The organism is Xanthomonas chitinilytica, from assembly GCF_026107455.2.
GTDB lineage: Bacteria > Pseudomonadota > Gammaproteobacteria > Xanthomonadales > Xanthomonadaceae > Stenotrophomonas > Stenotrophomonas chitinilytica.
Window position 1 is genome coordinate 1 of record NZ_JAPCHY010000003.1, and the last position, 26,394, is coordinate 26,394.

The window sequence follows — 26,394 nt, forward strand, 5'->3', positions numbered from 1 at the left end:
CACTCCAGGGTCGCCTTCGGCACCATCGAGGGCAACGAGCGCGGCTCCAGCGCCTGCCGTGCCCTGATGCAGGCGCTGCGCTATTACCGCAGCCTCGGCGTCACCTTCCGCCGGGTCATGACCGACAACGGTGCCTGCTACAAATCCCGACGGTTCCGCCGGCTCCTGCGGCGCCTGGGCATGCGCCACCTGCGCACGCGTCCCTACACGCCACGGACCAACGGGAAGGCCGAGCGACTGGTCCAGACCGCCTTGCGCGAGTGGGCCTACGCTCGCTCCTACGAAAACTCCAACCAGCGCGGGCTGGCACTCCCGCGCTGGCTGCACCAGTACAACTGGCACAGACCTCATGCCAGCCTCGGCTACCAGCCACCCATCAGCCGCCTCCAGCTCCCGCTGAACAACGTCCTGGGTTTACACACCTAGCTCGTAGGCTACAGGGAGAGTGATATGAAGCAAGGTATCAAGCATCTGGTTGCCATTGCCGTATTCGCTTCTTCAATGCTGGTTTCGAGTGTCGTCGCAGCACCCCCTTGTGATCTGAAGTGCTTCCAGATTTACAACGCATGCAAGACAAGTGGCGGGAGCGATGCGTATTGCATGGAGCGTTTCGACGAGTGCATGCAGACGACATGCAACGCGCCTTTCGACTGATCAGAAAGCTACGCTTTGACCAGGAGGCTCCGCTTCGGTGGGGCCTCTTTCATTTGTCTGAAGCCTGCAGGTTTACCGATGGCGATGGGTGTCCTGCTCCTGCCGGGAAAAAAGACCCCGGCACAGGGCCGGGGTCGAAGGCGCTTCTATACGAGAGAGCGTTTTTTGAATGTTCGCCGGATCAGAAGTTGTACGACGCCGAGAACATCACGTAGCGCGGCGTCTGGCGAGCGATCGGCAGCAGGTAGGTGTTGGAAACCGTATAGCCATAATCGGTTTCCGAAGTCACATCTACCTGGGTCGCCTTCTGGTCGTTGAGTACGTTGAACACCTGCAGGTTGAATGCCAGCCTCTGGTCAAGGAACTCCGGACGGTAGGTAACGCTCATGTCCAAGTTTCTGGTCCAGGGCGTGCGCTTGGAGCCCGGCTTGGCAACCTCACCAAAGCAGGTGTGGTAGCTCGGGCCATAGCCGATCGGATCGGCTTCGCTGGAGTTCTCGTCGATCGTGCCGTCCGGATTGTAGAAGCCCAGGCAACTGATCGGGGTGCCCGACTGCACCCGCAGATTGGCTGCCACCGACCATTCCGGCGTGAACGCATAGCTGCCATACAGCTTCAGCGAATGGCGCCGGTCGTTGGCGAGGTAACCATTGGCGAACTCCATCATCTGCCAGGCGTCCCAGTCCTGGGTCTTGGAGATGTTGGTCTGGCCGAACTCGGACTTCACCTGGCCTTCATTGTTGCCCTGGCTCTTGGAGTAGGTGTAGGTCGCGCGGCCTTCCCAGGTGCCGTCGAACGGGTGTTCGACGAACAGGTCGATGGCCTTGTAGGTGCGCTTGACACCCTCGCTGAATCCCCAGTCCCTGCTGCTCATGACCACGTCCGTGCGCTCGCCGGTCGGATTGCCGGCAGCATCCAGATAGGCCATGCTGAAGGTGTTGGTGCCGCCCGGGTTGAACATGTAGCAGTAGTTCACGAACACGTTGCGCCCGTCGGCCAGTTCGGCGTTGTAGCCCGAACCCTGGGCGGTGTAGTCCACCGCACCAATGTGGTCGAGCATGGTGTAGGGGTCGCAGATGTCGTCGATCGAGGACTTCAGGTCGCGGTAGGTGAACTTGGCACCCGCGACCCAGCGCTCGCTGATCTGTTTCTCGAAGCCCAGGATGTATTCGTCCTGGTACATGTTCTTCAGGTCCTTCGGAGCGAAGGCCAGCACGTCCACCGGGGTGCCGTATTCGCCGTTGGCGGACACCGGTCCCGGCGCGGGTGCGCCGTTCACGCCCGGTACCGGGGTCAGGCCGGTCGGCAGGCCATCGCTGGTGATGCCGGTGTAGGTGAAATACTCCCAGGTATAGGTCGAGGCCGAAGCGCCGCGGATGGCGACGTTGTTGGGCATGGCCAGGAAGTAGCGGCCGGCGTTGCCGAACAGCTTGAGGGTGGAGTCACCGAAGACATCCCAGCTGAAGCCCAGGCGCGGTGCCCACTGGTTCTTGGCGTCCATGTAGACCGCGCCGGCGTCGTTCTTGTTGGTGAACTCGTCGTTGCGCAGGCCCAGCGACAGCAGCAGGTTGTCGGTGACCTGCCAGCGATCCTCCAGGTACCAGGCCTTCTGGTCCAGCGACATGCTGGTGTTGTTGAAATACTGCAGCTGGCGCACGAAATAGCCATTGCCGCCCGGTGCGCCGACGCCCAGCGAGGGGGACAGATTGCCGTTGGGGTTGGAGGTGCGCGCGTATTCCCAATAGTCGGCCACCTGTGCGGTGCCTTCGTTGGTGGCTTCGAACTTGATGTTGTCCACACCCACGCTGAGGGTGTGATCGCCGATCACCCATTCCAGGTCGGCGCGCAGGCCATGGGTCTTGTTCTTGCCGTCCCTGCTCTGGTAGCCGCCCTGACGGTTCGGGATCGGAGTGCCGCCGGTGATGGCCGGATCCTGGTTGGTGGCGCCGACCACGTAGGGGATACCCGGCAGAATGCCTGGATTGACCTGGTTGTTGGTGAACTCGTTGGCGCCATAGGTGGCGCTGAGGGTCAGGTTGTCGCGCAGATAGCTGGTGTATTTCAGGATGCGGTAGTCGTTTTCCTTGATGATCGGGGTGGGAACCACCGCCAGCCTGTCGCCTTCCGCGCCCGTATCGAAGTCATAGGCGTAATAGCTGCCGCTGTAGTCGTCCTTCTGCTTCAGCCACGTGGCTTCCAGCATGTTGTTGTCGTTGATGTTCCAGTCCAGCTTGGCGTAGATGTTGTGGTCGTCGGTTTTGCCGTGCGTGGTGCGTGGCGTGGCCAGCGTACTGGGGTTGGTGATGGTCTTGCGGCTCTCCAGTTCGGCGCCGACGAAGAAGAACAGGCGGTCCTGCACAATCGGGCCACCGACATAAGCGCTGTATGTCGTGGCGTTGGTTTCCTCGCCCTTGCCACGGGTATACAGCGAGCCGGCGGAGTCCGGATCCTCGTACTCGTACCCGGCGGGGAGGTCGATGTCGGGCAGGTAGAGGTCCTTGCGCTTCTCGCGCAGGCCCTTCGGTGCCCAGGTGATCTCGCCGCCGAACTGCCAGTCGTTGGTGCCGCGCTTGCCGATCTGGTTGATCACGCCGCCGTCGGAGCGGCCGTACTTGGCGCTGTAGCCGCCGGTATAGGTTTCCTGCTGGGCGATGGCCAGGAACGGCAAGCCCGAGCCACCGAGGTTGGAGAGCGGCTCGCCGGTGAAGTAGCCGTTGATGTAGTAGGCGTTCTCCGAAACGCCCGCGCCACCAAAGGACACCAGTCCGGACAGCGCCGAATAGCCGCCGGCACCGGCCACTGCGCCGGGTGCGAGTAGGGCGATGGCTTCGGCCGACCGGTTGATCGGCAGGCGCTCGAGCTGTTCGGCAGTGAAGACGGTACGCGTATCGACGGCCGTCAGGTCGATGGCGGCAGCGGCGTTGGCGCGCACGTTGACCGTTTCGAGGGTGGAGGCGTCGCCGCTGCCGCTGGCAAACGAGGCATCGGTACCGGCGCCGACGATGACGGTCACGTCACGGGTGCCGACCACCTGGCCATCACGCTGGACGGTGATCTTGTAGTTGCCTACCGGCAGGGCGCTGACGTTGTAGCGTCCGGTGGCATCCACCGTCACTGTGCGGTTGAAGCCGCTGTTGTTGGTGATCTGGACGGTTGTGGCCCCACCTGCGGTGGAGGACGGAACCGTGCCATAGATGCTGCCGGTAGTGCTCTGCGCATGGGCGCCTCCGGCAATGCACAGGCTCAAGGCGACGCTCAGCGCCGCACGTTGGATCGTCTTGCGTTTGACCATTTCTCTCTCCAGTGGAAGTCCTTGGCGGGATCCAAAAAGATGAACAGAAGTCGAATGCCAAGTGAACCAACAATAACTCTTGGTTGCGGCAAAGTTAACGGTGTATGAACAATTTCTTTCTAAATTTATTTATCTCTTTTTGATTCAATGGCTTGGAGAGCTTCTCATCTCGGTGTTCGTGACTTTTCCCACTGTCATTGATATGGCCGCTTCTGCGTAGTCTCTTCGTTGGTGGTTGCCTGCGGTGGTGTTCACGATTCCGGGGCTTTGCACCGCTCCGCCGCCCGGTGGATACGGCTTTCGCGCTGTCGAGCTGACCGGCAACGCCCGCGAGAAGGCGCACCTGCTGGCCCGTGCCGCGGGGCTGGAGACCCGCTGAATTCTCCAGGGGGCGGTCGACACGGCTTGCCGGAATTCGTCGCCGTCGATATCGTTACGCACTTCACAAAAATGACTGCGCCGACCGCGCGGCCGATACAGGGGCCAGGGACTAGATGGTTTCAGGGATGAGAAACGCGGGCGTGCGCCTGCGCGGGTGGTTGCTGTGCCTGTTGGCGCTGGCAATGGTGGCCCAGGCCGATGGCGGCAAGCAGCAGGTGTACTGGGCGGGCTTTGCGTTCACCGGCGAGGCGTCCGCGCGCGACGAGGCGGTTCCGCACAGTGCCGCGGCGATCGACGCCGGTGGTATCGAGACGCTCAACCGGCAGCTTTCCAGTGCGCTGAAACGGCAGCCGCCGCAGCGGCTGGCGCTGATCGACGACCAGCTGGCCAAGCTCGACGGCAGCACCAGCGCCACCGTGCTGGCCGCAGCGCTGGACCGTGAGCTGGTGTCGGTGGAGCCGATCGCCGGCCAATACAAGGTGCTGGTGGAAGTCGCGCTGCAGGCGCTGTTCTTCGATTTCCGCGAGCGCCAGGTGATCGCGGCCTATCCGCTGACCCTGCAGCGCATCGACCTGATGGACTACCGTCCCGACCAGAGCGAGATCGGTGCGATCGTCTCGGGGCTGATCTACGGCTCGTCCGCGACCGACCTGCCGCAGGTGCTGGCGCAGACCCTGGCCGAGGCGCGCCTGCCCAACGCAGCGGTGCGCCGCCTGCAGGTGGGGGCGGTGACGCTGTCCGACGCCGCCCGGCAGAAGCTGCCCGATCCGTCGTGGGAGGCGCCGCTGCGCGCCAGCCTGGCGCACGAACTGACCAAGACCCTGGCGGTCAATACCGGCATCGGCCTGCTGCCACCGGCTACCGGCCAGGCCATCGGTGGCGCCATGGCCGCGCGCTTCGCCGACGGCAAGGTGTTCCAGCTGAAGATCCCCGAGGCCGACTACCTCGTGCAGCTGCAGGTGGATGCGTTCAAGAGCGGCGTCGTCAGCGAGACCGCGGCGATGAAACAGATGCTGTTCGGCGCGTTCTTCAGCGTCACCGTCACCGAGCCGTACTCCGGCAAGGTGTTCTTCGAGCAACCGTTGCGCAAGGGCGCCACCAAGGTGGTGCCGGCGACGCAGTGGCAGGTGGACCAGTGGTCGGCCGGCTACGAGACCCTGCTGGCCGGCTTCGATGCCTTCGCCGGCGCTGCCGCCGGGCGTGCCGGCCACCGTGCGTGGCTGGACGAGCAGAAGCCGGGCGGACGTCCCTTGCAGCAACAGACCCAGGCCCTTCAGGAGTTGATCAAGTCATGTCGTTGATTCGTGCGGTATCCGTATTCCTTCTTGCCCTGCTGGTGGCGATGCCGGTGGCGGCGCAGACCGTCAGTTCGCGCGGCATGGGCTCGGCCAGCTATGGCCTGCGCCTGAGCGCCGACACCCGCGCGCAGGCGCTGGAGAAGGCCAAGATCAACGCGCTGGAGGCCTACATCGCCGAGTCCGGACCGGCCAAGCTGCGCCTGTTCGAGGCCCGTCGCGACCAGCTGATCGGACAGATCGACCGCTACGTGCTGTCCGCCGTCACCCTGTCCGACAACGAGGACAAGAAGGCCAAGACCTACACCATCACCGTCCGTGCCGAGATCAACGCCACCCTGCTGCAGGCCACGCTGGACGGCGGCTCGGCGGTGTCGGCGGCCAGTCCGGCGCAGAAGTCGCTGCTGACCTTCCTGTTCATGGCGCGCTCGCAGGACACCGTGCAGTCGTTCCAGGACAAGGAGTACCGCCGCGCCGACGTCAGCCGCAGCTACGACGAGAACACCCGCGAGGGCGATGCGTTCGCCGGCAACGCGGTCAGCACCAGCGGCAGCGTCAACCAGAACGCCTCGGTCTCGGTGACCACCGGCGGCAGCACCACCCAGCGCAGCGACAGCATCACCTGGAAGGTGGCCAACGCCGCCGAGGTCAACACCGCCATGACCGGCGCCTTCAGCGCCGCCGGCTACGAGGTGGTGGAAGCCGAGTACGTCGAGGGCGAGAGCCGCGGCCTGCTCAGCATCGAGCGCATCCGCACGGACTTCAGCACCGGCGACGACCTCTCGCCCGAGACCCTGCGCAATACCGCCAACGGCGTGCGCGCGGCCGACATCCCGTACATCGCCGTCGGCACCCTGGACGTGGGCATGCGCGACCGCGATCCGGCCAGCGGCAACGTGCGCGTGTACGTCACCGTGACCGGCAAGGTGCTCGACGTGACCGGGCGCTTCCCGCGCACGGTGTCTTCGGTGGGACCGGTGCAGTACGCCGGTCTCGGCCCGAACGAGACCGTCGCCCGCACCAACGCGCTGCGCGAAGCCGCCGAACAGGCCTCGCAGCAGATGATCAACGAACTGAACATCAAGTCGGTGCGCTGACCGGCGAGCCGTCCACGCAGGCGCCGTCACGACGGCGCCCGTGCCCGTGAATCCGTCTCCGGCTGCCGCCCTGCGGCGGCCATCCATCTTCCAGAACAGGGGAATTCCATGATCCGTACCACCGCACTCGCCCTGGCCATCGCCGCCGCCACCGTTGCCGTTCCCGCCCACGCCCAGCTGGGCAAGCTCAAGGGCCTGGCCGGCGGTTCCTCCAGCAGCCAGGCCAGCACCGCCGGCGTGCCGGACGAAGCCGCACAGGAAGCGCTGGTGAAGCGCTTCGTCGCTTCGCAGTCGCATTCGCTGAGCGCCCAGACCTCGTTCGCCAAGGCCTTCGGCCTGGCCGAGCAGGTGCAGCTGCTGGAAGCCGAGAGCCTGGCGCTGTCCAGCGGCTCGGTGAGCACCGATGCGATGAAGAAGGCGCGTTCGGTCAGCGAAAGCGTGCAGGCCGCGCTGGACGAGCGGCAGGCACAGCAGCCGGAACTGAGCGCCGAGGCCAAGGAACACTACGCCGCTGGCCTGGTGTCGCTGCTGGAATCCGCCGCCGAAGGCCGCAAGCTGAGCGGCGAAGCCAGCGACTTCGCCGGTGGCATGAAGAACCTGGGCGCCTCGCAGATGGCCACCGTCGGCCGCAAGCTGGCAGCCGGCGCCTGGGTGGCCAAGGAATCGCCGGGCTACCTGCAGGGCCTGTACGGCTCGACCAAGTCGGCGCTGACCTTCGCCCGTGCCGCCAAGATCAAGGTGCCGGGCAATGCCGACGCGATGCTCGACGGCCTGAACTGAGCACGGACCCGCGCATGACCATGTCCACTCGTCTGTTGTCCCTGCTGGTCTCGACGTCGCTGCTGGTCGCCTGTGGCCAGAAGCCCGAGCCGCAGGAAGCGGCGGCACCGGCGGCGACGCTCGAACAGCCGGTGCAGGAGGAAGCCGCGCCGCTGCGTGGCGCTCCGGATTTCGGCGGCACCATCCGCGTCTCGCGCGAGGCCGAGGGCATCGGCAGCACCCCCGAGCTGGCGGTGCTGGCGGCGTTGCAGTCGGCGGTCGCGCAGGTCAACGGCGTGCGCGTGGCCGGCAGCCTGCAGTCGGTGCGTGCCGGGCTGGACGTGGCGGTGGACGGCCATGCGGCCGCTTCGCTCGGCGCCGAGGCGTTCCGGCAGCAGGTGGTGACCGCCTCGCAGGGGGCGGTGCTCGGCTACGAGATCCTGTCGCAGGAAGAAGTCGACAAGGTCGATTCGGAAACGGTCAGCCGCGTGCGCGCCAGCGACGGTGGCTTCAGCTATTCCGCCTCGGCGTCGGCCAGCGGCCGCGCCAGCGCCAAGGCGCAGGCCGGCGATGCCAGCGCCTCGGCTTCGACCCGCTACAGCGAGAAGGGCCAGCTGGACATCAAGCGCGGCGCCAGCAGCTTCGAATCGGACCTGGCCTACACGCGCATGCGCAGCTACTGGAAGGTGCGGATCAAGGCCGACATCGCCCAGTACCGCGTCGCGGACGAGGAAGGGCGGCCGAAGATCGTGGTGGCCGCGCCGCGCGTGCTTTCGGCCAGCTACGCGGTGGGCGACAACCGGGTGGCGGCGGACGAGGTGGCGCGGGCGATCCGCACGCGGCTGTCCGATACCCTGACCCAGACCCGGCGCTTCATCGTGCTCGACCGCGAGTTCGGCGACGAGCTGCAGGCCGAGATCGACCACATCGGCAGCGGCAACGTGCGCCTGGCCGACACCGCGCGGCTGGGCCAGCAACTGGCGACCGACCTGATCCTGATCCCGACCATCGAGCGCTTCGAGTATCCGCGCAGCACCCGCCAGCTGCGCATGTCCGACCGCCAGGTCAGTTCGTATTCGGGCGGCGGCCGCATCACCCTGCGCTTGTTGAACGCCACTACCGGCGAGGTGGTGATGTCCGACAGCTTCGACCACCAGCTGGCTTCCTCCGGCCCGAGCACGCTGCCGCGCACGGTGGACGGCAAGGGCATGGCCGCGGCGATGATGGATGCGCTGTCCGGGCAGATCGGCAGCGCCGTGGTCACCGGCATCTTCCCGGTATCGGTGGTGGCACTGGACGGCGACCAGGTCATCCTGAGCCAGGGCGGCGACCTGCTCGAAGCCGGCCAGCGCTATCAGGCCGTGCGTCTGGGCGAGGAGTTGAAGGATCCGCAGACCGGTCGTTCGCTGGGCCGCAACGAAACGCCGTGCTGCACCATCCGCATCGACCGGGTGGCGACGCAGACCTCCTACGGCACCGTCGTGGAAGGCACGCCGCCGGCAAGCGGTTTCGTGCCGGGTTCGATCGAACTGCGGCAGAAGCTGAAGCCGGCGCGCAGCGAAGCATCGGCCGCACCTGCCGCGGCGGCGAAGCCGGCCACGCGGGCGGCGTCCAGGCCTGCGGCAGCCCCGGCGCCGGCGCCGGTGGACGACCCGAACTGGTAAGCCGTCATCGGCATGCGAAGGCCTTCCTCCGGGAAGGCCTTTTCTTTTGCTCCTGTCCAGGCCCGAAGCGCTCCGCCGCTGCCCCATCGCGACGGATGGCCCGAGGCCACGCCGTGTCGCTCCCGCCAGCGGCGGAACCATGTAGGAGCGACGTGAGTCGCGGGCTTCTCGGGCAGCCAGGTGACCCGGGAACGTGCTTTCCCCCGGACAGGCAAAGAACACGTCGCCTGTAACGCATGCGCAAGCCACGGCGGCGAAAGCCCCGCTGCCTGGCCTACACTCGCAGGCCGTCCTGTTGTGTCGTGCGAGGTGCAAGGTGAAGCGATTGGTTCTGGGGGTATTGGCGCTGTCGGTATCGGCGGCGGTGATGGCGGCGACGCCCAGGTTCGACGGCGCGCGGATCTCCGCCGACGTGAAGGAGCTGGCGTCCGACGCCTACGAAGGCCGTTCCCCGGCCACTGCCGGCGAGGAGAAGACCGTCGCCTACCTGAGCAGGCAGTTCGCCGAGGCCGGGCTGCAGCCGGGCGGCGATCTGGACAACGGCGAGCGCCTGTGGACGCAGGCGGTGCCGCTGCTCAAGGGCGACATCGTCGGTACGCCGTCGTTGTCGTTGAACAGCAAGGGCACGCCGCAGCCGCTGGCCCAGGGCCGTGAGATCGCGGTGCGCGCGGCGATGAACGGCGACAGCGAGATTGCGATCGAGGATGCGCCGCTGGTGTTCGTCGGCTATGGCGTCAAGGCGCCGGAGCGCGACTGGGACGACTTCAAGGGCGTGGACCTGAAGGGCAAGGTCGCGGTGGTGCTGATCAACGACCCGGACTTCGAGACCGGCGAAGGCGATTTCGACGGCAAGGGCATGACCTACTACGGCCGCTGGACCTACAAGTACGAGGAAGGCGCCCGCCAGGGCGCGCTCGGGGTGCTGATCGTGCACGAGACCGCGCCGGCCTCCTACGGCTGGGCGACGGTGGCCGGCTCCAACACCAACACCATGTTCGACGTGGTGCGCGACGATCCGTCGGCGGTGCATCCGCCGCTGGAAGGCTGGGTCCAGCGCGACCTGGCGGTCGAGCTGTTCGCGCGCGCCGGGCTGGATTTCGAGGCGCTGAAGAAGCAGGCGCAGTCGCGCGACTTCCGACCGGTGGAACTGGAAGGCGAGACCTTCTCGGCCGCCTACCAGGTGAAGAACGAGGTCATCACCTCGCACAACGTGGTCGCGCGGCTGGAAGGCAGCAGCCATCCGGACGAGAACGTCGTCTACAGCGCGCACTGGGACCATATCGGCGTCGGCGAGCCGGACGCCAGCGGCGACCGCATCTTCAACGGTGCGGCGGACAACGCCAGCGGCACCGCCGCGCTGCTGGAACTGGCGCGCGGCTTCGCCAAGGCGCCGCGGCCGCAGCGTTCGGTGCTGTTCCTGGCCGTCACCGCCGAGGAGAAGGGGCTGCTGGGCTCGGAGTACTACGCCTCGCAGCCGCTGTATCCGCTGGACAGGACGGTGGCGCTGATCAACATGGACGGCATGGCGCCGTTCGGGCCGTCGCGCGACTTCGGCATCTACGGTTCGGCGAAGCTGGAACTGCTGGACCGGCTCAAGGACGTGGCCAAGGGCTGGGATCTGCGCTACACGCCCGATCCCAAGCCGGAGGCCGGCCTGTTCTTCCGCTCCGACCATTTCCCGTTCGCCAAGCGCGGCGTGCCGGCGATCTCGTACTCGGCCGGCCAGGACTGGATCGACGGTGGCGTGGCCGCGGGCAAGCGGGCGTCCGACGAGTACACCGCCAAGCGCTATCACCAGCAGGGCGACGAATGGCAGCCGGACTGGACCTTCGCCGGTGCCGCGCGCGACCTGGAGGTGCTGTACACGCTGGGCTCGCAGCTGGCCAATTCGCGCGACTGGCCGAACTGGAGCGAGGACTCGCCGTTCCGCGCGGTGCGCGACGCCAGCGCCGACGCGCGCAGGTAGGCGCGGTCGCCGGAAAACATGGCGGCGGGCGGGAAACCGCCCGCCGGCTTGCGGGGGCCTGATCCGGGCAGGCGATGACTGCCCGGTCGCGACCGACGTCGCTCCTGCCAGTAGCACCAGTAGCAGAGGACGTTGTAGGAGCGACGTAAGTCGCGAGCTCTTCGAGCAGCGCCAGGTGCTCGGAGAATCCGCTTCCCCCGGATGGAAGAAGCCCTTTGCCACGGCCCGCCCTTCGGAGCCTCGCCGCATCGGCAAGCGGCCTTCCCGGGGATTCCTGGGCATGGCCCGGCCACTCCGCCTTCCGCCATCCATGCCGGGGCGAAGCACCGATGGCAGGACGCCGATGGCCGTTCCCGACCGGTATGCGCATCTCCAGCGTGCGGCCGCCGTGCAGGCTGGAAACCCGCGCAACGGTGCGGTGCGGCAACGCCGTGGCGCCGATTCCGTCGCGGCGGCAGGTGGTTTCGTCCGCCGTTGCGGCGATTCGTCGCCGACCGCTTGCGCTCCTCCGGTCGCAGCCTATGCTCGGCGGCAACTTCCAGGAAGCCACCCGCGTGTCCGCCAGCCTGTCCCTGATTGTTCGCATCCTGCTGGCCTGGGCCGTGGCCCTGATCGTTGCCGGCATCGTGTGGTCGACCGTGTTCGGCGACACCGGCTCGGTATTCGCCCTGCTCACCATCGCACTGCTGGTGATGGCGATGGTGAGCACGGTCAGCCACCTGCGGCGGGTGAAGCTGGTGGCCGGACGCCTGGACCGCGACAGCCTGGCCAGCCGCCAGCGCCGCCAGATCGAGATCCCGCTCGACGCCGCCGAGGCGTTCGCGCTGGTGGAGGCGGCGATCCGCGAGCTGCCGCGGGCGGAGGAGATCGAAAGTTCGGCCGGCAGCCTGCAGCTGCGCGCCAAGGTACCGCGCAGCGATCCGTACAACGTGCGCCCGCCGTCGCGCTGGAATCCAATGGCGCGGCTGGCGATCAAGCGCAACCAGGTGTCGGCCATCGTCACCCCGGGCCAGGGCACCAGCAGCGTGACCCTGCTGTTCGAGCCGGAAGCCGGCGCCTGGGTCGACCTGCTGGTGGTGGACGAAGGCAGCAACTTCGAAAATGCCGAGGCGGTGACGCGCGCGATCACCCGGCGCGTGGCCGAGCAGCGCCGCGACGAGCAGGCCGCCGCCGAGCAGAACGCCACCGAGAAGGAACTGAGCGTGGCGCGGTTGAACCTGCTGCACGCGCAGGTCGAGCCGCACTTCCTCTACAACACGCTGGCCAACGCGCAGGTGCTGACCCGCACCGACCCGGCGCGCGCCGAGCAGATGCTCGGCCACCTGATCCAGTACCTGCGCACCTCGCTGCCCAGCGCCGACGAATCGATGTCCACCCTGGGCGTGGAGCTGGAGCGCGCCCGCGCCTACCTGGAGATCCTCAAGATCCGCATGGGCGCGCGCCTGAACCTGCAGGTGGACGTACCGGCCGCGCTGAACGAACTGCCGCTGCCGTCGATGGCGCTGCAGACGCTGGTGGAGAACGCGATCAAGCACGGGCTGGAGCCCAAGTCCGGCGGCGGCACCATCTGGATCCTGGCGCGCGCGTTCGACGACCACGTCACCCTGACCGTGGCCGACGATGGCCGCGGCTTCGGCGGCGACAGCAGCGGCACCGGCATCGGCCTGAAGAACCTGCGCGAGCGCCTGCGCCTGGCCTGCGGTCCGCGCGCGGCGTTCGCCATCGTCTCCAATTTCCCCAGCGGCGTCGCGGCCACCATCACCCTGCCGCGGCCATCGACGGAGGCCCCCGATGCAGCTTGATGCACTGATCGCCGAAGACGAGCCGTTGCTGCGCCAGGCGCTGGTCGCGCAGCTGCGGCAGCTGTGGCCGGAACTGCGCATCGTGGCCGAATGCGAGGACGGTGCCGCGGCACTGGAATCGCTGGCCGAGCTGAAGCCGGACGTGGCGTTCCTCGACATCCGCATGCCCGGCATCAGCGGCATCGAGGTGGCGCGCGCGCTGGGCGAGATCAGTCCGCGCACCCAGGTGGTGTTCGTCACCGCCTACGACCAGTACGCGATCGACGCGTTCGAGCAGGGCGCGATCGACTACCTGCTCAAGCCGGTGGCCGACGACCGCCTGCTCGCCACCCGCCAGCGCGTGCTGGCCCGCGCCCAGGCCGGGCGCCCGGACAATGCGGTGCTGGACCAGCTGCTGCGGCAGCTGGCGCAGCGCCCGGCCGACGCCGCGGCACCGCCGCCGCTGGCCTGGATCACCGCCAGCAACGGCCGCGATACCCGGCTGATCATGCTCGAGGACGTGGTCTATTTCCGCGCCGACAACAAGTACACCGTGGTGGTCACCGCCGACGGCGAATCGCTGCTGCGCACGCCGCTGCGCGAACTGCTCGACGCACTGGACCCGCAGCGGTTCCGCCAGGTGCACCGCTCCACCATCGTCAACATGACCGCGGTGGCCTCGGTGACCCGCGACGAGAGCGGGCGCGGGGTGCTGAAACTGAAGTCGCGGCCGGAAACCCTGGGCGTCAGCCAGCCATTCATGAGCCTGTTCCGCGGCATGTGATGCCGCATGCACGGGCGCTCAAACCGGGAAGGGAATCGTCATGCGCTATCTCACCATCCTGTTGACCAGCGTGCTGTCGCTGTTCGGCTACCAGGAGCGGCCCGGCATCACGTCGGTCACCCGCGTCGTCGCCCCCGGCACCACCGAGGCGGTGTTCAGCAGGACCACCTATGCCGATGGCGTGGCCACGTTCCAGTGCGTGGACAGCGGCAGCGGCCGCTGCTTCTACCGCGTGTTCGCCGAAACCTGCCAACCGCCGGCCACGGCCACGGAGCCGGCACTGCATTGCAGCCGCCGGGAACTGGAGAGCTTCGCGCTGGGCCCAGGCCAGCGCCGCGAGCTGCGCGGACTGCCCGCCGATTTCGGCCATTGCGTGGTCACCCAGGCCGGAAAACAATGCCGCCGCGACTGAGCGCGGCGGCAGGGCAGTGCAACGGGAGGCGGGCGTTCCCGTTCAGAATGCCGGTTGCAGCCGCAGCCCGTCGTCGCCGACGTGCATCAGCTTGCCCACCAGTTCCGAGTGCTGCCGCATGCGCCCGAGCTCGCGCATGATGCGGATGTCCTCGTGCCGCAACTCGCGCCTGGCGCTGACCGCCTGCTTGTAGTCCAGCACTTCCGGATAGTGCTGGGCCATCTCCAGCGCGTCGGCCACGCATTCCACGCTGTCGGCGTCGGAGCTGATCCGCGCGCGGCTGTTGAACGCCTTCATCCAGCGCTCGAAGCCGGCGGTGTGGTCGAACATGTTGGCCATGAACCAGATCACGAACAGGATCGAGACCCACGATCCGAGCACGATCACCACCCGGGTGAAGGTGATGTGGAAGTCGTCGCGCCACAGGTAGTTGGTGATCAGGCCCAGGATCAGCAGCGAGCTGGCCTGCCACAGCACGATCGAGGCCATCAGCCACTGGCACTTGGCCTTGGCCAGCAGCGCCACTTCCTCGCGGATCTGTTCCTCGCTCAGGTTGCGCCAGTGCTCCACCTGCTTTTCGAACGGGCTGCGATACAGCTCGTTGTCCTGCAACAGCAAACCCAAACCCTTGAACAAAGCGATCATGACCAGCTCCTTGCAGACGGCGGGGAACGAGTGGCGATGCGGCGGGGGGAAACCTGAGGCGACTCCAGTTCTAGCATTTTCAGATCGCTTGGCAATGGGGAAGACGCGAAGAACGCGGCCATCGTGGTCGCCGCCGGCCTGTGCCAGGCCGGGATTTTTTGCAATGCGGCATGAGCTAACTGGCGAACCCGTGGAGAAATTCCGTCGCGTCCTGCTGCATCCGCACATGCCGCCGCTCCGGTGCGGGGCACCGACGGTCGATGACGTGCCTGCCGCCCGCCGGACCCCGCCGGTGCGCGCTGCTGCGCGGGCAGCGCCGTTTACCATGGCGCCATGACCGAACTGCTGCATGCGCTTGCCGCACCGCTCACCGCGCGCATCCGCCACTGGGTACTGGCAGCGTTTCCGCGCGGGCAGAGCGGGATCGACTACGACCGGCCGGTGGGCGATCCGGGCTGGTTCGGCCCGGACAGCGTCACCTGGCGGGTGCACGCGGAATTTCCCGGCATGCTGGCCGGCGGCCTGTGCGCGCTGATGCTGCAGACCCTGCATCCGCTGGCGCTGGCCGGGGTGTACGACCATTCCAATTTCCGCGACGACCTGGTCGGTCGCCTGCGTCGCACCACCGCGTTCGTGGCCGGCACCAGCTATGCGCCGCAGGGCGAAGTACAGCGGCTGCTGGCGCGGGTCCGGGCGATCCACGCGCAGGTACGTGGCCGCCTGCCCGACGGTCGCGGCTACGCCGCCGACGATCCGGCGCTGCTGACCTGGGTGCACGTCACCGAGGCCTATGGCTTCCTGCAGGGGTGCCGCCGCTACTGCCGGCCGGTGCCGACGGCAGTGGCCGACCGCTACTACGACGAAACCCGGCGCATCGCCGAGGCGCTGGGCGCGCGCGACGTGCCGGCGTCGGAAGCGCAGGTGCAGGCGTACTTCGCGCGGCAGCGGCCGGTGCTGCAGGTGGACGCGCGTTCGCGCGAGGTGCTGGCGGTGCTGTCCGGCATCCGCCTGCCGGTGCCGGCGGCGGGGCTGTCGCGCGAGGTGTTCCTGGGAGCGGGCGCGGCGCTGCTGCCGGAATGGGCGCAGGCGCTGCTGCGGCGCAGTGCGCTGCAACGCGCGCAGGCGCAGGCATCGGCGCGGTTGCTGCGGGGAATGGCGCCGCTGTTCCGGGTGGCATTGGGCGATGGGGTGGCCGCGCGTGCCTGCCAGCGGGTGGGCATGGACACGGATGCGTTGCGGCACTGGCCGCCGCTGGCCTGAAGCGAAGCGGCACCGCGGTACTTGTCCCGGTTCCAGTGCGCAATCGCCCTGGCGTGTACGCATGCCGGCCCGCTCTCCAACGATGCACGCAGGCGTGGAGGTGGACGCGGCGGCGCCGCGCCCGTGCGGCCGGGACGCCGCCGGGTGGCACGGCCGGCGGGCCGCCAGGCTTCCCGTGGCGCCGGCGCTGGGGCATGCTGCCTCCATGCAGGGGGAACGAACGGTCCGTGGCCACGGATGCGTGGCAGGGGTGTTTCCCTGGATGCGGCATGGGACTGGACGCTCCCGCCGGCTGCGACCACAGAGGTGCCAGTTGCGACAGATGACCGCCTGCCGATGGGGAATGCGCGCGCCATGCCGGTGACGCGTGCGGCCACGCCCCCGACTCGCACGATCGCCGGCTTCGGCCTGCTGCTGGCCGTGGTGCTGGCCCTCGCGCTGGGATTGATGCTGTGGAACGACTGGCACAACCGGGTGGCGGCCGCGCAGCGCCAGAGCCTGGCGCTGGTGACCGGCACCGACCGCCTGCTGCGCTCGGAGCTGAATACCCTGGAACGGGCATTGACCGGCATCGCCAGCGATGGCCGGCGCCTGTTCGATCGCGTGCCCGCCCAGGCGCCGCAGTTGCTCGACGAGGCGATCAAGGGCGTGTTGTCGCGCAATGCCGGGCTGGAAAGCGTGGTGCTGGTCGACGCCGCCGGCCGACCGCTGGCCGGTGGCGAGGGCGATGCGACCCTGCCGCAATGGACGGTCGCGCAGAACCGCGGCGTCGGCGGGCGCCTGTACGTCGGCCGGCTGGAACGGCGTGCCGACGGTCACCGGGTGCTGCGCCTGGCATTGCCGATGCAGCCCGGCCGCTGGCTGCTGGCGCGGCTGCACGTGACCCAGTTGCAGGACGTGGTGGGCAACCTGGATACCGGCCGCCGCGGCGTGGTGGCCATCGCCAGCCGCCAGGGCGAGATGCTGGCGCACAGCCTGGAGCCGGCCGTGCGCGTGGGGCAGGGGGTCGTCCCGCCGGATGGCGGCGGGGTTGCCGCCGCGCTGCGGGCGCGGATCGCCGCCGATGACGGCGTGCGCCGCATTTCCGCAACGGTGGCCCCGCGCGAGTATCCGCTGGTGCTGTATGCCGGGCTGGCGCGCGACGAGGTGCTGGCACGCTGGTGGCCGCTGCTGTACGCCGCGCTGGGCATCTACCTGCTGTACTGGCTCGGCTTCCTGTACCTGCTGTCGAGCGTGCGCCGCAGCGCCGCGCAGCAGGAACGGCTGGGCGAGGAACTGCGCGCCGGCAGCGCCGAACTGGCGCTGGCGCACCGGGTCGGCAAGGTCGGCACCTGGTCGATGGACGACGACGGCAGCGGCCTGCGCTGGTCGGCGCTGTCGCAGCGCATGTTCGCGCTGCCGCGCCGGCAGGCCGGCATGGACGAGTTCTTCGAGCGCGTGCACCGCGACGACCGCGCCGCGCTGCAGACGATGCTGGCCGATGCCTGGGCCGGCAAGGGCGCGATGAACGCGATGTTCCGGCTGGTGCTGCCGGGCGGGGAGCTGCGCTGGCTGTCGGTGCGCGGCGAGCTGGTCGAGACCACCGGCCCGCGCCGGCGCATGGCCGGGGCGGTGGTCGACGTCAGCGAGCGGGTGCACGACGCGGCGCGGGTGCAGGCAGCCGAGCACCAGTTCCGGCTGGTGTTCGAACGCAACCCGGCGCCGTTCTGGGTGTTCGACATGCAGACCCTGCGCTTCCTGGAAGTGAACCAGGCTGCGGTGCAGCAGTATGGCTACAGCCGCGAGGAATTCCTGGCGATGTCGATCCTGGACATCCGCCCGCAGGAGGACTGGGGCGAGATCCACGAGGCCGTCGAGCTGGCCGCCGCCGGCGAGGTGCGCGACGGCGTGGTGCGGGTGCACCGGCGCAAGGACGGCAGCCTGTTCGAGGTGCGCGGGCACGTCTCGCTGCTGGAATTCGGCGGGGTGCGGGCGTGCCTGGTGCTGGCCGAGGACGTCAGCGAGCGCATCGCCTACGAGCGCGAACTGGCCTACCGCGCCAGCCATCACCTGGATACCGGGTTGCTCAACGTGCGCGCGCTGGCGGAGATGCTCGACAGCCACCACGAGGGCTACACCATCGCCCACGTGCAGCTGCGCGGGCTGCAGATGGTCGGCGACACCCTGGGCCGCGAGGCCGGCGAGCAGGTGCTGCGCGCGGTGGCCGCGCGGCTGGGCGGGCTGGGCGCGCGCTACGGGCTGCTGGCGTTCCAGCCGGCCGAGGATTTCGTGCTGGCCATCTGCAGCGGCCACGATCCGCACAAGGCGCTGGACGCGCTGCTGGAGATCGTCGCCGAGCCGGTGCGCGGCCACGATTCCTGCCACCAGCTGGAAGCGCGCATCGGCGTGGCCCGCTGCCCGCAGCAGGGCGAGCTGGCCGAACAGGTGATCGGCCGCGCCGCGCAGGCGGCGTACGCCGCGCGTGAGGAGCGCACCACGATCTCGTGGTTCGACGACGAAGTGGCCGCGCGCCTGTCCGAACGGCTGCAGCTGGCCGGGCGCATCCACAGCGCCATCGACCGGGAGGAGTTCGAACTGCACTTCCAGCCGATCCGGCACGCCGCCGACGGCAGCATCGCCGCGCTGGAGGCGCTGCTGCGCTGGCCGCAGGCCGACGGCAGCTTCGTCCCGCCCGGCCATTTCATCCAGCTGTGCGAGGACACCGGTCTGATCATCGCGCTGGGGCGCTGGGTGATCCGCGCCGCGGCCCGCGCGCAGCGGCAGCTGGTGCAATCGGGCTGGGGGCATCTGCCGATCGCGGTGAACGTGTCGGCGGTGCAGTTCTTCAACAGCGACCTGGTGGGCGAGTTCGCCCGCGCCGCCGAGGAGTTCGGCCTGCAGCGCGGGGCGCTGCAGCTGGAGCTGACCGAGAGCAGCCTGATGCACAAGCCGGCGCAGGCGCTGCAGACCATGCAGCGCCTGCACGAGAAGGGCGTCTGCGTGTCGCTGGACGATTTCGGCACCGGCTTCTCCAGCATGTCCTACCTGCAGCACCTGCCGCTGGACTCGCTGAAGATCGACCGCTGTTTCGTCAGCGACGTCGAACGCAATCCGCGCAACGCCGCGATCTGCCGCGCGCTGCTGTCGCTGGGCCACAGCATGGGGTTGACGGTGATCGCCGAGGGCGTGGAAACCGAAGGCCAGCACGCCTGGCTGGCGGCGCATGGCTGCGACCAGGTGCAGGGCTACCTGCTGGGGCGGCCGCTGCCGCTGCGGCAGGTGGTCGAATCGTTCGGCCCGGCTACAGCATGAGCTCGATGTCGCGTTCGCCCGGCTGCGGGCGTTCGCCGCGCAGCCACCACGCCTCCAGCGGCGCGCGCACCAGGTCCAGCGGCGAACTGGCGCCGTGGCGGCCGGGGAAGCGCGCCTGGTTCCAGGCCTGGCGTTCGAGCATGCGCCGGTCCTGCTCGCCGACCTTGCGCAGCAGCGGCCACAGCAGCAGCCGCACCGCCCAGCGCGGGGCGATGCGTCCCTGCACGTGCAGGGTGGCGAACACGTCGGTGGCGGTGGCGCTGTGCGGGGTGAAATGCAGGGTGATGCAGACCCGCGCGCCGCTGGCGTAGCGGTACTCGATGCGCGCGCTGCCGGGCAGGGCGAAGTGCGCATGCTCGCCGCTGCGGCGCGATTCGAACAGCCTGTACAGCCAGCCGCTCTGTTCGCCCTGGCCGCGGTAGTCGACGCTGAAGCCGTCGTCGCGGCTCTGCAGCCGCACCTGCATGCGCTGGCGCCGGTCGCCCTGGCGCACCAGTCCCGGATGCAGGAAGTGGGTGTGCAGCGGGTCGAGGAAGTTCTCCATCGCGTCGAGCACGTGCGCCGGCCAGCGGGTCTGCCACAGGAAGCGGCGGCTGGCCGGCGGCAGTTCCCGCGCCAGCGCCGAGGGCGCAGCCTCGCCGTCGGCGGACGGGCGCAGCCACAGCAGGCCGTCGTGTTCGAGCAGCGGGTAGCTGCGCACCTTCACCGCCGGCAGCGGCTGGCCGTCGGGCAGGCCGGGGATGTCGCGCAGGCGGCCGTCGGCATCGAAGCTCCAGCCGTGGTACGGGCACTGCAGGCGACCGTGGCGCACGCAGCCGTCGGACAGCGCCACCTGCCGGTGCGGGCAGCGGTCCTCCAGCGCCAGCAGCCCGCCGGCGCCGTCGCGCGCCAGCACCAGGGGACGGTCGAGCACGCTGACCGCCAGCGGTTTGCGGCCGAGCCGGTCGCTGCGGGCCACGGCATACCAGTGCTGGAACAGGGGGGCGGGCCAGGGATTCACAGGCGGTACCTCTGCATCAGCGGAATGCCGATGCGGCGGGTGAGGGAGGACAGCACGGACAGCGTCGCGCGGGTGCGCAGCGGGCGGTGGGCGTCGAGCACGGCGCTGTACTCGATGACCGGCCGGCCGCCGCGCAACCGCTTGAAGCCGGCCGCGCCGGCGCTGAGGTTGAGGTGGCGGCCGCTGCGCAGCGCGTTGCGGAAGCTGCAGGCGGTGAGCGTGCGGTACAGCGCGAGCTTCCGCGGCTGCGAGGTGTCGTAGCCGACGATGGGCGTGGTCAGCGCCCGGTCGGTGCCGAACATGCCGGCGATGCACTGCAGTTCGCCATTGCCGTCGCGGAAACCCTCGAACTCGAGCAGCCCGTGGCGGTGCCAGTCGCGCAGCATCCGCGCGTGGTAGTCCGGATTGCAGCGCGAATACTTGTCCAGGTAGAGCATCGCGTACAGCCGTTCGATGCGCGGATAGTCGGCCTCGCCGATGTCGCCATTGCCGGCGAAGGACAGGTCGCGCCGCTGCAGCAGCTTCATGTCCGTGGCCATGTCGCGCACCTTCAGCAGTCGCGTCATGTCCGGGTACAGGTAGATCTGGCGACTGGCGACCAGGCGGAAGCCGCGCGCCTGCAGGGCCTGCAGCCAGTCGCCGTTGTCGTGCGGGTTGAGCGAGCGCAGCCACAGCGCATGCGTGGGCCAGCGCCCGCGCGCCTGTTCGAGCAGGGCGTCCAGCGGCACCTCGCGCAGCGGCGGGTACAGGTTGGTCGATACGCACCAGTTGTTGATCGCCACCGCGCGGTCGATGCCGGCGGCAGCGAACACGCCGCCGAGCGCGCCGCACAGCGCCGCGGTCGCGGCGGCGGACCGCGGCGGCAACAGCCGCCGCGCCTCCTCGGCGGCGTAGTCGGCATAGGTGGTGCGCGGCGAGCATACCCAGGCGTTGCCGCGCTCGCGGTCGTTCACGGTGACCGGCATCGCGCAGTCGCCGGTGCGCAGCATCTCCAGCCCGGCATCGAGATTGCGGGCGATGGCGCGGGCGTTGCCGCCTTCGTGCAGCCGTGCGAAGGCCTCGGCCTGGCGCCGGTAGCCGTGGTCGCGGCTCATGCCAGCGGTGCTCCGTCCCATTCGATGTCGGCGGTGGACGCCGCGCGCAGGCTGATGCGCCGGCGCGCGGCCTGCAGGCCGTAGTGGCCGAGGTCGCGCAGGGTGGCGGGCAGCGGTGCGCGGTCGCCGGGACGGGCCAGCACGTCGTCGCCGGCACGCAGGTCGGCGTGCCACTGCGCCAGCCGCCCGGCCGCCAGCGCGCGCGGCAGCGCGTCCAGGTACATCAGCGGCGCCAGCATCGCCGCACGCCGGTGGCCCGGTTCAAGCACGCCGTCGCCGTCGCCGGCCAGGGCCCGCGGCAGGGCGTCGCCGGGCGCGAACAGGTGGAGGCCGCTGGTGCCGCGCGGATTGCACTCGATCACGTGGGCGCGACCGTCGCCGGCGACGATCCAGTCGAAGGCGACCTGCCCGCTGCAGCCCAGCTGCGCCACCAGCGCGGCGGCATGCTCGCGCAGTCCCGGCGGCGCGGCGGGGGCGAAGTAGTAGCTGGCGCTGCGGCGCAGACGGTGGCGCGGCTGGTAGACGGCATGCGCGAGCAGGCGCCCGCGCTCGGCCACCGCATAGCTGCAGTACTCGGTGCCGGCGCACAGCTGCTGCACCACCCAGGGCTGGCCGTCCGGCAGCGGCGCAGCGTCGGCGGGAATGCCGTGCGGATACAGCCGCACATGCACGCCGAAACGCGAGAACTCCGGCTTCAGCACCACCGCGCGGCCGGCGGTCCAGTCGCGCGCCTCGGCCAGGCTGGCGACCCGCGCGCTGTCGGGTACCGGCAGCCCGGCAGCGCGCGCCAGCGCCAGGAATTCCCACTTGCTGTGCAGCGAGCGCAGCCGGTCGAAGTCGTCGGCCAGCACCCGCAGCTGCGCCGGCAGGCGGTGGCGCAGGTGGGCGACGTAGAACACTTCCTCGCAGGTGGGCAGCAGCAGGTCGATGCGGTGTTCGTGCACCAGACGCGAAAGGTCGGCGGCGAACGCCTCCGGCGCGTGCCGCGGCGGGGCGATGCGGTGGCGCCCTGCGACCGCGCGCGAGGCGCCGGCGGCGTGCGCGGGCACGCTGTCGGCCACGTGCACGCGCCAGCCGTGGGCGTGGAAGCGGCGCGCCAGGTCCAGCGCGATCGGCGCCCGCGCGCCGGTGATCAGCACGCTAGGCATCGCGATGGCCCCTTGGACGCCAGTCGCGGCAATGCGAAGGCACGATGCGCAGCGACGGCTGCGCCTGTTGCAGCGCCTGCAGCCGCGCCAGGGTCTGCAGGTAGGCGTCGCGGTCGCCCAGCCAGGCGCTGACCAGCGCCGGCGGCGGCACGCCCCTGCGCAGGGCGTCGGACGACCAGGCCGCGTCGGCGACCAGGAACACCGGGCCGTCGCCGTCCTCGAACCACAGCCCGTAGTGCCCGGGGGCGTGGCCGGGCAGCGGCACCAGCAGCAGGCTGCCGTCGCCGAAGAAGTCGTGGCCGGGATCGAAGCCGCGCAGCGCGGCCGGCATGCGCGCGCGCGGGCTGGCCTCGAAGGACTGCCGGCGGCCGGTGGCGCTGTCGAGCAGGGCCGGCAGGAAGCCCTGGCGGGTGGCGGCGAAGCGGCCGCGCCGGCGCAGGTCGTTCCAGGCCTCGTCCGAACAGGCGATGCGCGCGCGCGGGAAGTCGGCCACGCCGGCGACGTGGTCGCCGTGCAGGTGCGAGAGCAGGATCCAGGCGATGTCGTCGGCGGCGATGCCGGCGCTGCGCAACTGGCGGGCCAGCGGTTCGTCCTCGCGCATCCGCACCGGCGTGACCCAGCGGTACAGGCGTTCGGGGAATGGCGTGGTGGCGTGCAGGAAATGCTCGGCGTAGCCGGTGTCGAACAGCAGCCAGCCGTGTTCGCGGTGGCGCAGCAGGGTGGCCAGCGCCGGGAATTGGCAGGGGCGCAGCGCGCCGTCGCGGCGCGAGGCGATCTCCGGGTGCAGGCAGTGGCCCGCCTCGAACAGCCGCCACTCAACGATCATCGTGGGCCTGCCGGGCGAAGCGTTGCAGGCCCTCGGCGATCGACACCGTGGGCCGGTAGCCGAGTTCGCGCCGGGCGCGGCTTATGTCCAGCGTCTGCGACCAGCCGATCACGCCGACGCCGTAGCGGGTCAGGCGCGGTTCGGGCTGGCCGGGCCGCAGCCGCGCCACGCCCTCGGCGATGCCGGCCAGCGCCAGCGCCAGCCGCCGCGGCAACGGCAGCAGGCGCACGTCCAGGGCGCAGGCCTCGAACAGCCGCACCAGCAGCTCGCGCACCGCCATCGGCTCGCCGTTGCTGAGGTTGTAGGCGCGGCCGTCGCCGGCCGCGTCCGCGCGCAGGCAGGCCAGCGTGGCCTGCACCACGTTGTCGACGTGGGTGATGTCGATCACCGCGCGGCCGCCGTGCACCAGCGGGAAGCGGCCGTTGCGCGCCACCGCCAGCAGCCGCGGCAGGATCGCGCGGTCGCCGTCGCCGAATACCGCGCGCGGCCGCAGCACCACGCATGGCAGGCCCTGGGCGGCGGCGCGGCGCACGCGCAGCTCCGATTCCCACTTGCTGCGCGCGTAGTCGGTGATCCAGCGCGCGGGCGGCTGGAAATCCTCGCCCACGTCGTACCGGTCGGCGAAGCGGAAGTAGATGCTGGGCGAGCCGAAGTGCACGAAGCGCGCCACGCCGGCCTGCCTGGCGGCGTCGAGCAGGCGCTCGGTGGCGACCACGTTGGCCTGCTGGAAATCCGCGGCGCGGCCCCATGGCATCGACTTGGCGGCGGCATGCACCACCGCGTCGCAGCCGCGCAGCAGCGGCGCCAGCGCGTCGCGGGCCAGATCGGCGGGCTGGCGCTCGATGCGCGGGTCCAGCCGCGCCAGCGCGTCGCGGTCGCGGCCGCTGGCGACCACCGTGTCGCCGCGCGCCAGCAGCGCCTGCGCGACGTGGCGGCCGATGAAGCCGGAGGCGCCGGTGACGAGGACGCGCGCCATCAGTAGCGCAGCACGATGCCGCCCAGCGACAGCCCGGCGCCGGAACCGACCAGCGCCACGTGGTCGCCGCGCTCGATCAGCCCTTCGCCGATGGCGTGGTGCAGCGCCAGCGGGATCGAGGCGGCCATCTGGTTGCCGTGGGTCTCGATGATCCGCACCAGCGCGGCGGGCGGCAGCCGCAGCGCCACCTCCAGGTGCCGCAGCGCCTTGGCGCTGGCCTGGTGCGGGACGATCCGGCGCAGCTGTTCCAGCCGCAGCCCGGCGCGCGCCAGCAGCGCGTCCATGAACGCCGGCAGCTTCTGCGCGGCCAGCCGGTAGGTGGGCTTGCCGGACATCTCGAACCGCGCCGCGGCGCGGAACGCGTCGAGGTCGTCGTCGATGCGCACGCGGGTACCGCCGGCGCGTACCCGGCAGTGTTCGGTGCCCTCGGACCAGGTCTCCATGTGCGCGGCCGACAGCCAGGAAGCGCCTTCCGGGTCGGCCGCGACCACCACCGCGGCGGCGCCGTCGCCGAACAGCGGCGCAGTGTCCGGGTCGTCCCAGTCCAGTCCGGCGGTGGCGATCTCGCTGGAGACGATCAGCGCCCGCCGGTAGCGGCCGGCCGCGATCGCGGTGGACAGCAGGTCCAGCGCGGCCAGGAAGCTCAGGCAGGTGGCGTTGACGTCGAAGGCGGGGATGCCGGAATCGGCCAGCCCCAGGCGGCGGTGGATCAGCGCCGCGCTGCAGGGGATGGCCTGCTCCATCACCGAGCAGGCCGACACCACCACGTCCACCTCGCCGGCCTCCAGGCCGGCGGCGTCCAGCGCCTGCCGCGCGGCGGCCGCGCCCATCATCGACGAGGTCTCGTCGGCGCCGGCATACGGCCGGCGGACGATGCCGACGTGGCGCCGGGTCCAGCCGGCGGGCTTGTTCCAGCGGCGGTCGAATTCCTCCGATTCGCGGTACTGGCGTGGCAGGTAGGCGCCGCTGCCGAGGATGCGCAGGCCGACGGGGGAAGCGGGGGAGCTGGAGATCATGGTGGTCACGTACGGGAACGGGCGCCAGCGTAACGCGGCAGGCAGGCGAGGGCGCAGGCGCTCAGGCGGCGTCGGCAGGCAGGGCCTGCAGCAGATAGTCGATGAAACTGCGTACCTTCGGCGCCAGGTGGCTGCGGCTGGCGTAGACGGCGTGGATGCCGACCGGCGCGATCCGCCAGGCCGGCAGTACCGGCACCAGGCGGCCGTCGGCCAGCGCCTCGTCCACCAGGAAATCCGGTTGCGCGACGATGCCGAGCCCGGCGATGGCCGCCTCGCGCAGCACGTCGCCGTTGTTGGCGCGCAGCGCGCCGGCGACCGCCACCGCGACTTCGCCCTCCGGCCCCTGCAGCTGCCAGGCGTTGCCGCCGGCCCAGTAGCTGTAGGCCAGGCACTGGTGCGCGGCCAGGTCCCGGGGATGCTGTGGCACGCCGTGCGCGGCGAGGTAGGCCGGTGCCGCGCACAGGCGGACCTGGGCCTGCGCCAGCGCCCGCGCGATCAGCGCCGGCGCCGGTTCGCGGGTGATGCGGATGGCCAGGTCGAAGCCTTCCTCGACGATGTCCACCTGGCGGTCGGACAGCGACAGGTCCAGTTGCACCTGCGGGCAGCGCTCGCGGAAACCGGCCAGCAGTGGCGCCAGGCGGGCGACGCCCCAGCTGACCGGCGCGGTGATCCGCAGCAGCCCGGAAGGCTGCAGCGCCTGCGCACCGATGGCCGCTTCCATGTCGTCGAATTCGGCCAGCAGCTGCACGCAGCGCTGGTAGTAGGCGGCGCCGGCGCTGGTGGGGCTGACCCGGCGCGTGGTGCGGTTGAGCAGGCGCGTGGACAGGCGCTTCTCCAGCGCGGCGACCTGGCGGGTGACCGCGGCGGTGGAGATGCCCAGTGCCTCGGCGGCGGCGCTGAAGCCGTTGCGCTCGGCTACCGCCACGAAGACCCGCATCGCATCGAGGGTATCCATTGTTCCCGTTCCCGCAATAAATCCTGTCTGTGCACGCTATTTATCGCGCCGGGCGAGGTCAATACCCTGTATCGCATTCCCGGGGCGCGCGCCATCCG

21 protein-coding genes are annotated in these 26,394 nt (G+C 69.9%); 12 read left to right on the top strand and 9 right to left on the bottom strand.

Going from position 1 to position 26,394, the window contains the following annotated elements; all coding sequences use genetic code 11:
* A partial coding sequence (locus OK345_RS03920) for an integrase core domain-containing protein (protein WP_265126616.1) occupies positions 1 to 426 on the top strand: 426 nt, incomplete at its 5' end.
* A 24-nt stretch (positions 427 to 450) separates the two neighbouring features.
* Positions 451 to 654: a hypothetical protein gene (locus tag OK345_RS03925; protein ID WP_265126617.1), complete on the top strand. Its 204-nt coding sequence runs from the start codon at positions 451 to 453 to the stop codon at positions 652 to 654.
* A 181-nt stretch (positions 655 to 835) separates the two neighbouring features.
* On the opposite strand, the gene OK345_RS03930 is transcribed toward OK345_RS03925, so the two are convergent.
* Entirely contained in the window at positions 836 to 3,946 is a 3,111-nt protein-coding gene (locus OK345_RS03930) for a TonB-dependent receptor (protein WP_265126618.1), read from the bottom strand.
* Positions 3,947 to 4,452: 506 nt separating this feature from the next.
* Between OK345_RS03930 and OK345_RS03935 the strand changes: the two genes are divergently transcribed.
* The 8 genes from OK345_RS03935 to OK345_RS03970 all read left to right on the top strand — a co-directional run bounded on the left by OK345_RS03935 (position 4,453) and on the right by OK345_RS03970 (position 14,085).
* Positions 4,453 to 5,628: a hypothetical protein gene (locus OK345_RS03935; RefSeq protein WP_265126619.1), complete on the top strand. Its 1,176-nt coding sequence runs from the start codon at positions 4,453 to 4,455 to the stop codon at positions 5,626 to 5,628.
* Complete coding sequence (locus tag OK345_RS03940) at positions 5,619 to 6,719, top strand: hypothetical protein (protein ID WP_265126620.1); 1,101 nt, start codon at positions 5,619 to 5,621, stop codon at positions 6,717 to 6,719. The genes OK345_RS03935 and OK345_RS03940 overlap by 10 nt, the downstream gene beginning before the upstream one ends.
* A gap of 108 nt (positions 6,720 to 6,827) precedes the next feature.
* Entirely contained in the window at positions 6,828 to 7,499 is a 672-nt protein-coding gene (locus tag OK345_RS03945; protein ID WP_265126621.1) for a hypothetical protein, read from the top strand.
* 14 nt (positions 7,500 to 7,513) lie between these two features.
* Entirely contained in the window at positions 7,514 to 9,142 is a 1,629-nt protein-coding gene (locus OK345_RS03950) for a CsgG/HfaB family protein (RefSeq protein WP_265126622.1), read from the top strand.
* Between the two features lie 316 nt (positions 9,143 to 9,458).
* A complete protein-coding gene (locus OK345_RS03955) occupies positions 9,459 to 11,108 on the top strand; it encodes a M28 family metallopeptidase (protein ID WP_265126623.1) in 1,650 nt (549 codons plus the stop codon).
* Positions 11,109 to 11,662: 554 nt separating this feature from the next.
* Positions 11,663 to 12,910 carry a histidine kinase gene (locus tag OK345_RS03960; RefSeq protein ID WP_265126624.1) on the top strand — a complete coding sequence of 416 codons (1,248 nt, stop codon included), beginning with the start codon at positions 11,663 to 11,665 and terminating at the stop codon, positions 12,908 to 12,910.
* Complete coding sequence (locus OK345_RS03965) at positions 12,900 to 13,673, top strand: LytR/AlgR family response regulator transcription factor (protein ID WP_265126625.1); 774 nt, start codon at positions 12,900 to 12,902, stop codon at positions 13,671 to 13,673. Before OK345_RS03960 ends, OK345_RS03965 begins: the two co-directional genes overlap by 11 nt.
* Positions 13,674 to 13,713: 40 nt before the next feature.
* Complete coding sequence (locus tag OK345_RS03970; RefSeq protein ID WP_265126626.1) at positions 13,714 to 14,085, top strand: hypothetical protein; 372 nt, start codon at positions 13,714 to 13,716, stop codon at positions 14,083 to 14,085.
* Between the two features lie 42 nt (positions 14,086 to 14,127).
* On the opposite strand, the gene OK345_RS03975 is transcribed toward OK345_RS03970, so the two are convergent.
* Positions 14,128 to 14,730 carry a hypothetical protein gene (locus OK345_RS03975; protein ID WP_265154905.1) on the bottom strand — a complete coding sequence of 201 codons (603 nt, stop codon included), beginning with the start codon at positions 14,728 to 14,730 and terminating at the stop codon, positions 14,128 to 14,130.
* 333 nt (positions 14,731 to 15,063) lie between these two features.
* On the opposite strand from OK345_RS03975, the gene OK345_RS03980 reads away from it, so the two are divergent.
* Positions 15,064 to 15,990, top strand: a complete 927-nt coding sequence (locus OK345_RS03980; RefSeq protein WP_265126627.1) for an oxygenase MpaB family protein — start codon at positions 15,064 to 15,066, stop codon at positions 15,988 to 15,990.
* Positions 15,991 to 16,344: 354 nt separating this feature from the next.
* The gene (locus OK345_RS03985) at positions 16,345 to 19,281 is read left to right on the top strand and encodes a bifunctional diguanylate cyclase/phosphodiesterase (RefSeq protein WP_265126628.1); all 2,937 of its coding nucleotides are present in this window, start codon (positions 16,345 to 16,347) and stop codon (positions 19,279 to 19,281) included.
* Here the strand turns inward: OK345_RS03985 and OK345_RS03990 are convergent.
* The 7 genes from OK345_RS03990 to OK345_RS04020 form a co-directional block, all read right to left on the bottom strand.
* Positions 19,271 to 20,281 (bottom strand): Rieske 2Fe-2S domain-containing protein, encoded by a 1,011-nt coding sequence (locus OK345_RS03990; protein ID WP_265126629.1) that lies wholly within the window; start codon positions 20,279 to 20,281, stop codon positions 19,271 to 19,273. The two genes, OK345_RS03985 and OK345_RS03990, sit on opposite strands and share 11 nt — an antisense overlap.
* Positions 20,278 to 21,375 (bottom strand): hypothetical protein, encoded by a 1,098-nt coding sequence (locus tag OK345_RS03995; RefSeq protein WP_265126630.1) that lies wholly within the window; start codon positions 21,373 to 21,375, stop codon positions 20,278 to 20,280. The genes OK345_RS03990 and OK345_RS03995 overlap by 4 nt, the downstream gene beginning before the upstream one ends.
* Positions 21,372 to 22,523, bottom strand: coding sequence for an ATP-grasp domain-containing protein (locus OK345_RS04000; RefSeq protein WP_265126631.1), 1,152 nt, complete (start codon positions 22,521 to 22,523; stop codon positions 21,372 to 21,374). The genes OK345_RS03995 and OK345_RS04000 overlap by 4 nt, the downstream gene beginning before the upstream one ends.
* Positions 22,516 to 23,349 carry an MBL fold metallo-hydrolase gene (locus OK345_RS04005; RefSeq protein WP_265126632.1) on the bottom strand — a complete coding sequence of 278 codons (834 nt, stop codon included), beginning with the start codon at positions 23,347 to 23,349 and terminating at the stop codon, positions 22,516 to 22,518. The genes OK345_RS04000 and OK345_RS04005 overlap by 8 nt, the downstream gene beginning before the upstream one ends.
* A complete protein-coding gene (locus OK345_RS04010; protein WP_265126633.1) occupies positions 23,339 to 24,325 on the bottom strand; it encodes an NAD-dependent epimerase/dehydratase family protein in 987 nt (328 codons plus the stop codon). Before OK345_RS04010 ends, OK345_RS04005 begins: the two co-directional genes overlap by 11 nt.
* Complete coding sequence (locus OK345_RS04015) at positions 24,325 to 25,341, bottom strand: 3-oxoacyl-[acyl-carrier-protein] synthase III C-terminal domain-containing protein (protein ID WP_265126635.1); 1,017 nt, start codon at positions 25,339 to 25,341, stop codon at positions 24,325 to 24,327. Before OK345_RS04015 ends, OK345_RS04010 begins: the two co-directional genes overlap by 1 nt.
* A gap of 61 nt (positions 25,342 to 25,402) precedes the next feature.
* Positions 25,403 to 26,296, bottom strand: coding sequence for a LysR family transcriptional regulator (locus OK345_RS04020; RefSeq protein WP_265126636.1), 894 nt, complete (start codon positions 26,294 to 26,296; stop codon positions 25,403 to 25,405).
* Positions 26,297 to 26,394 lie beyond the last annotated feature (98 nt).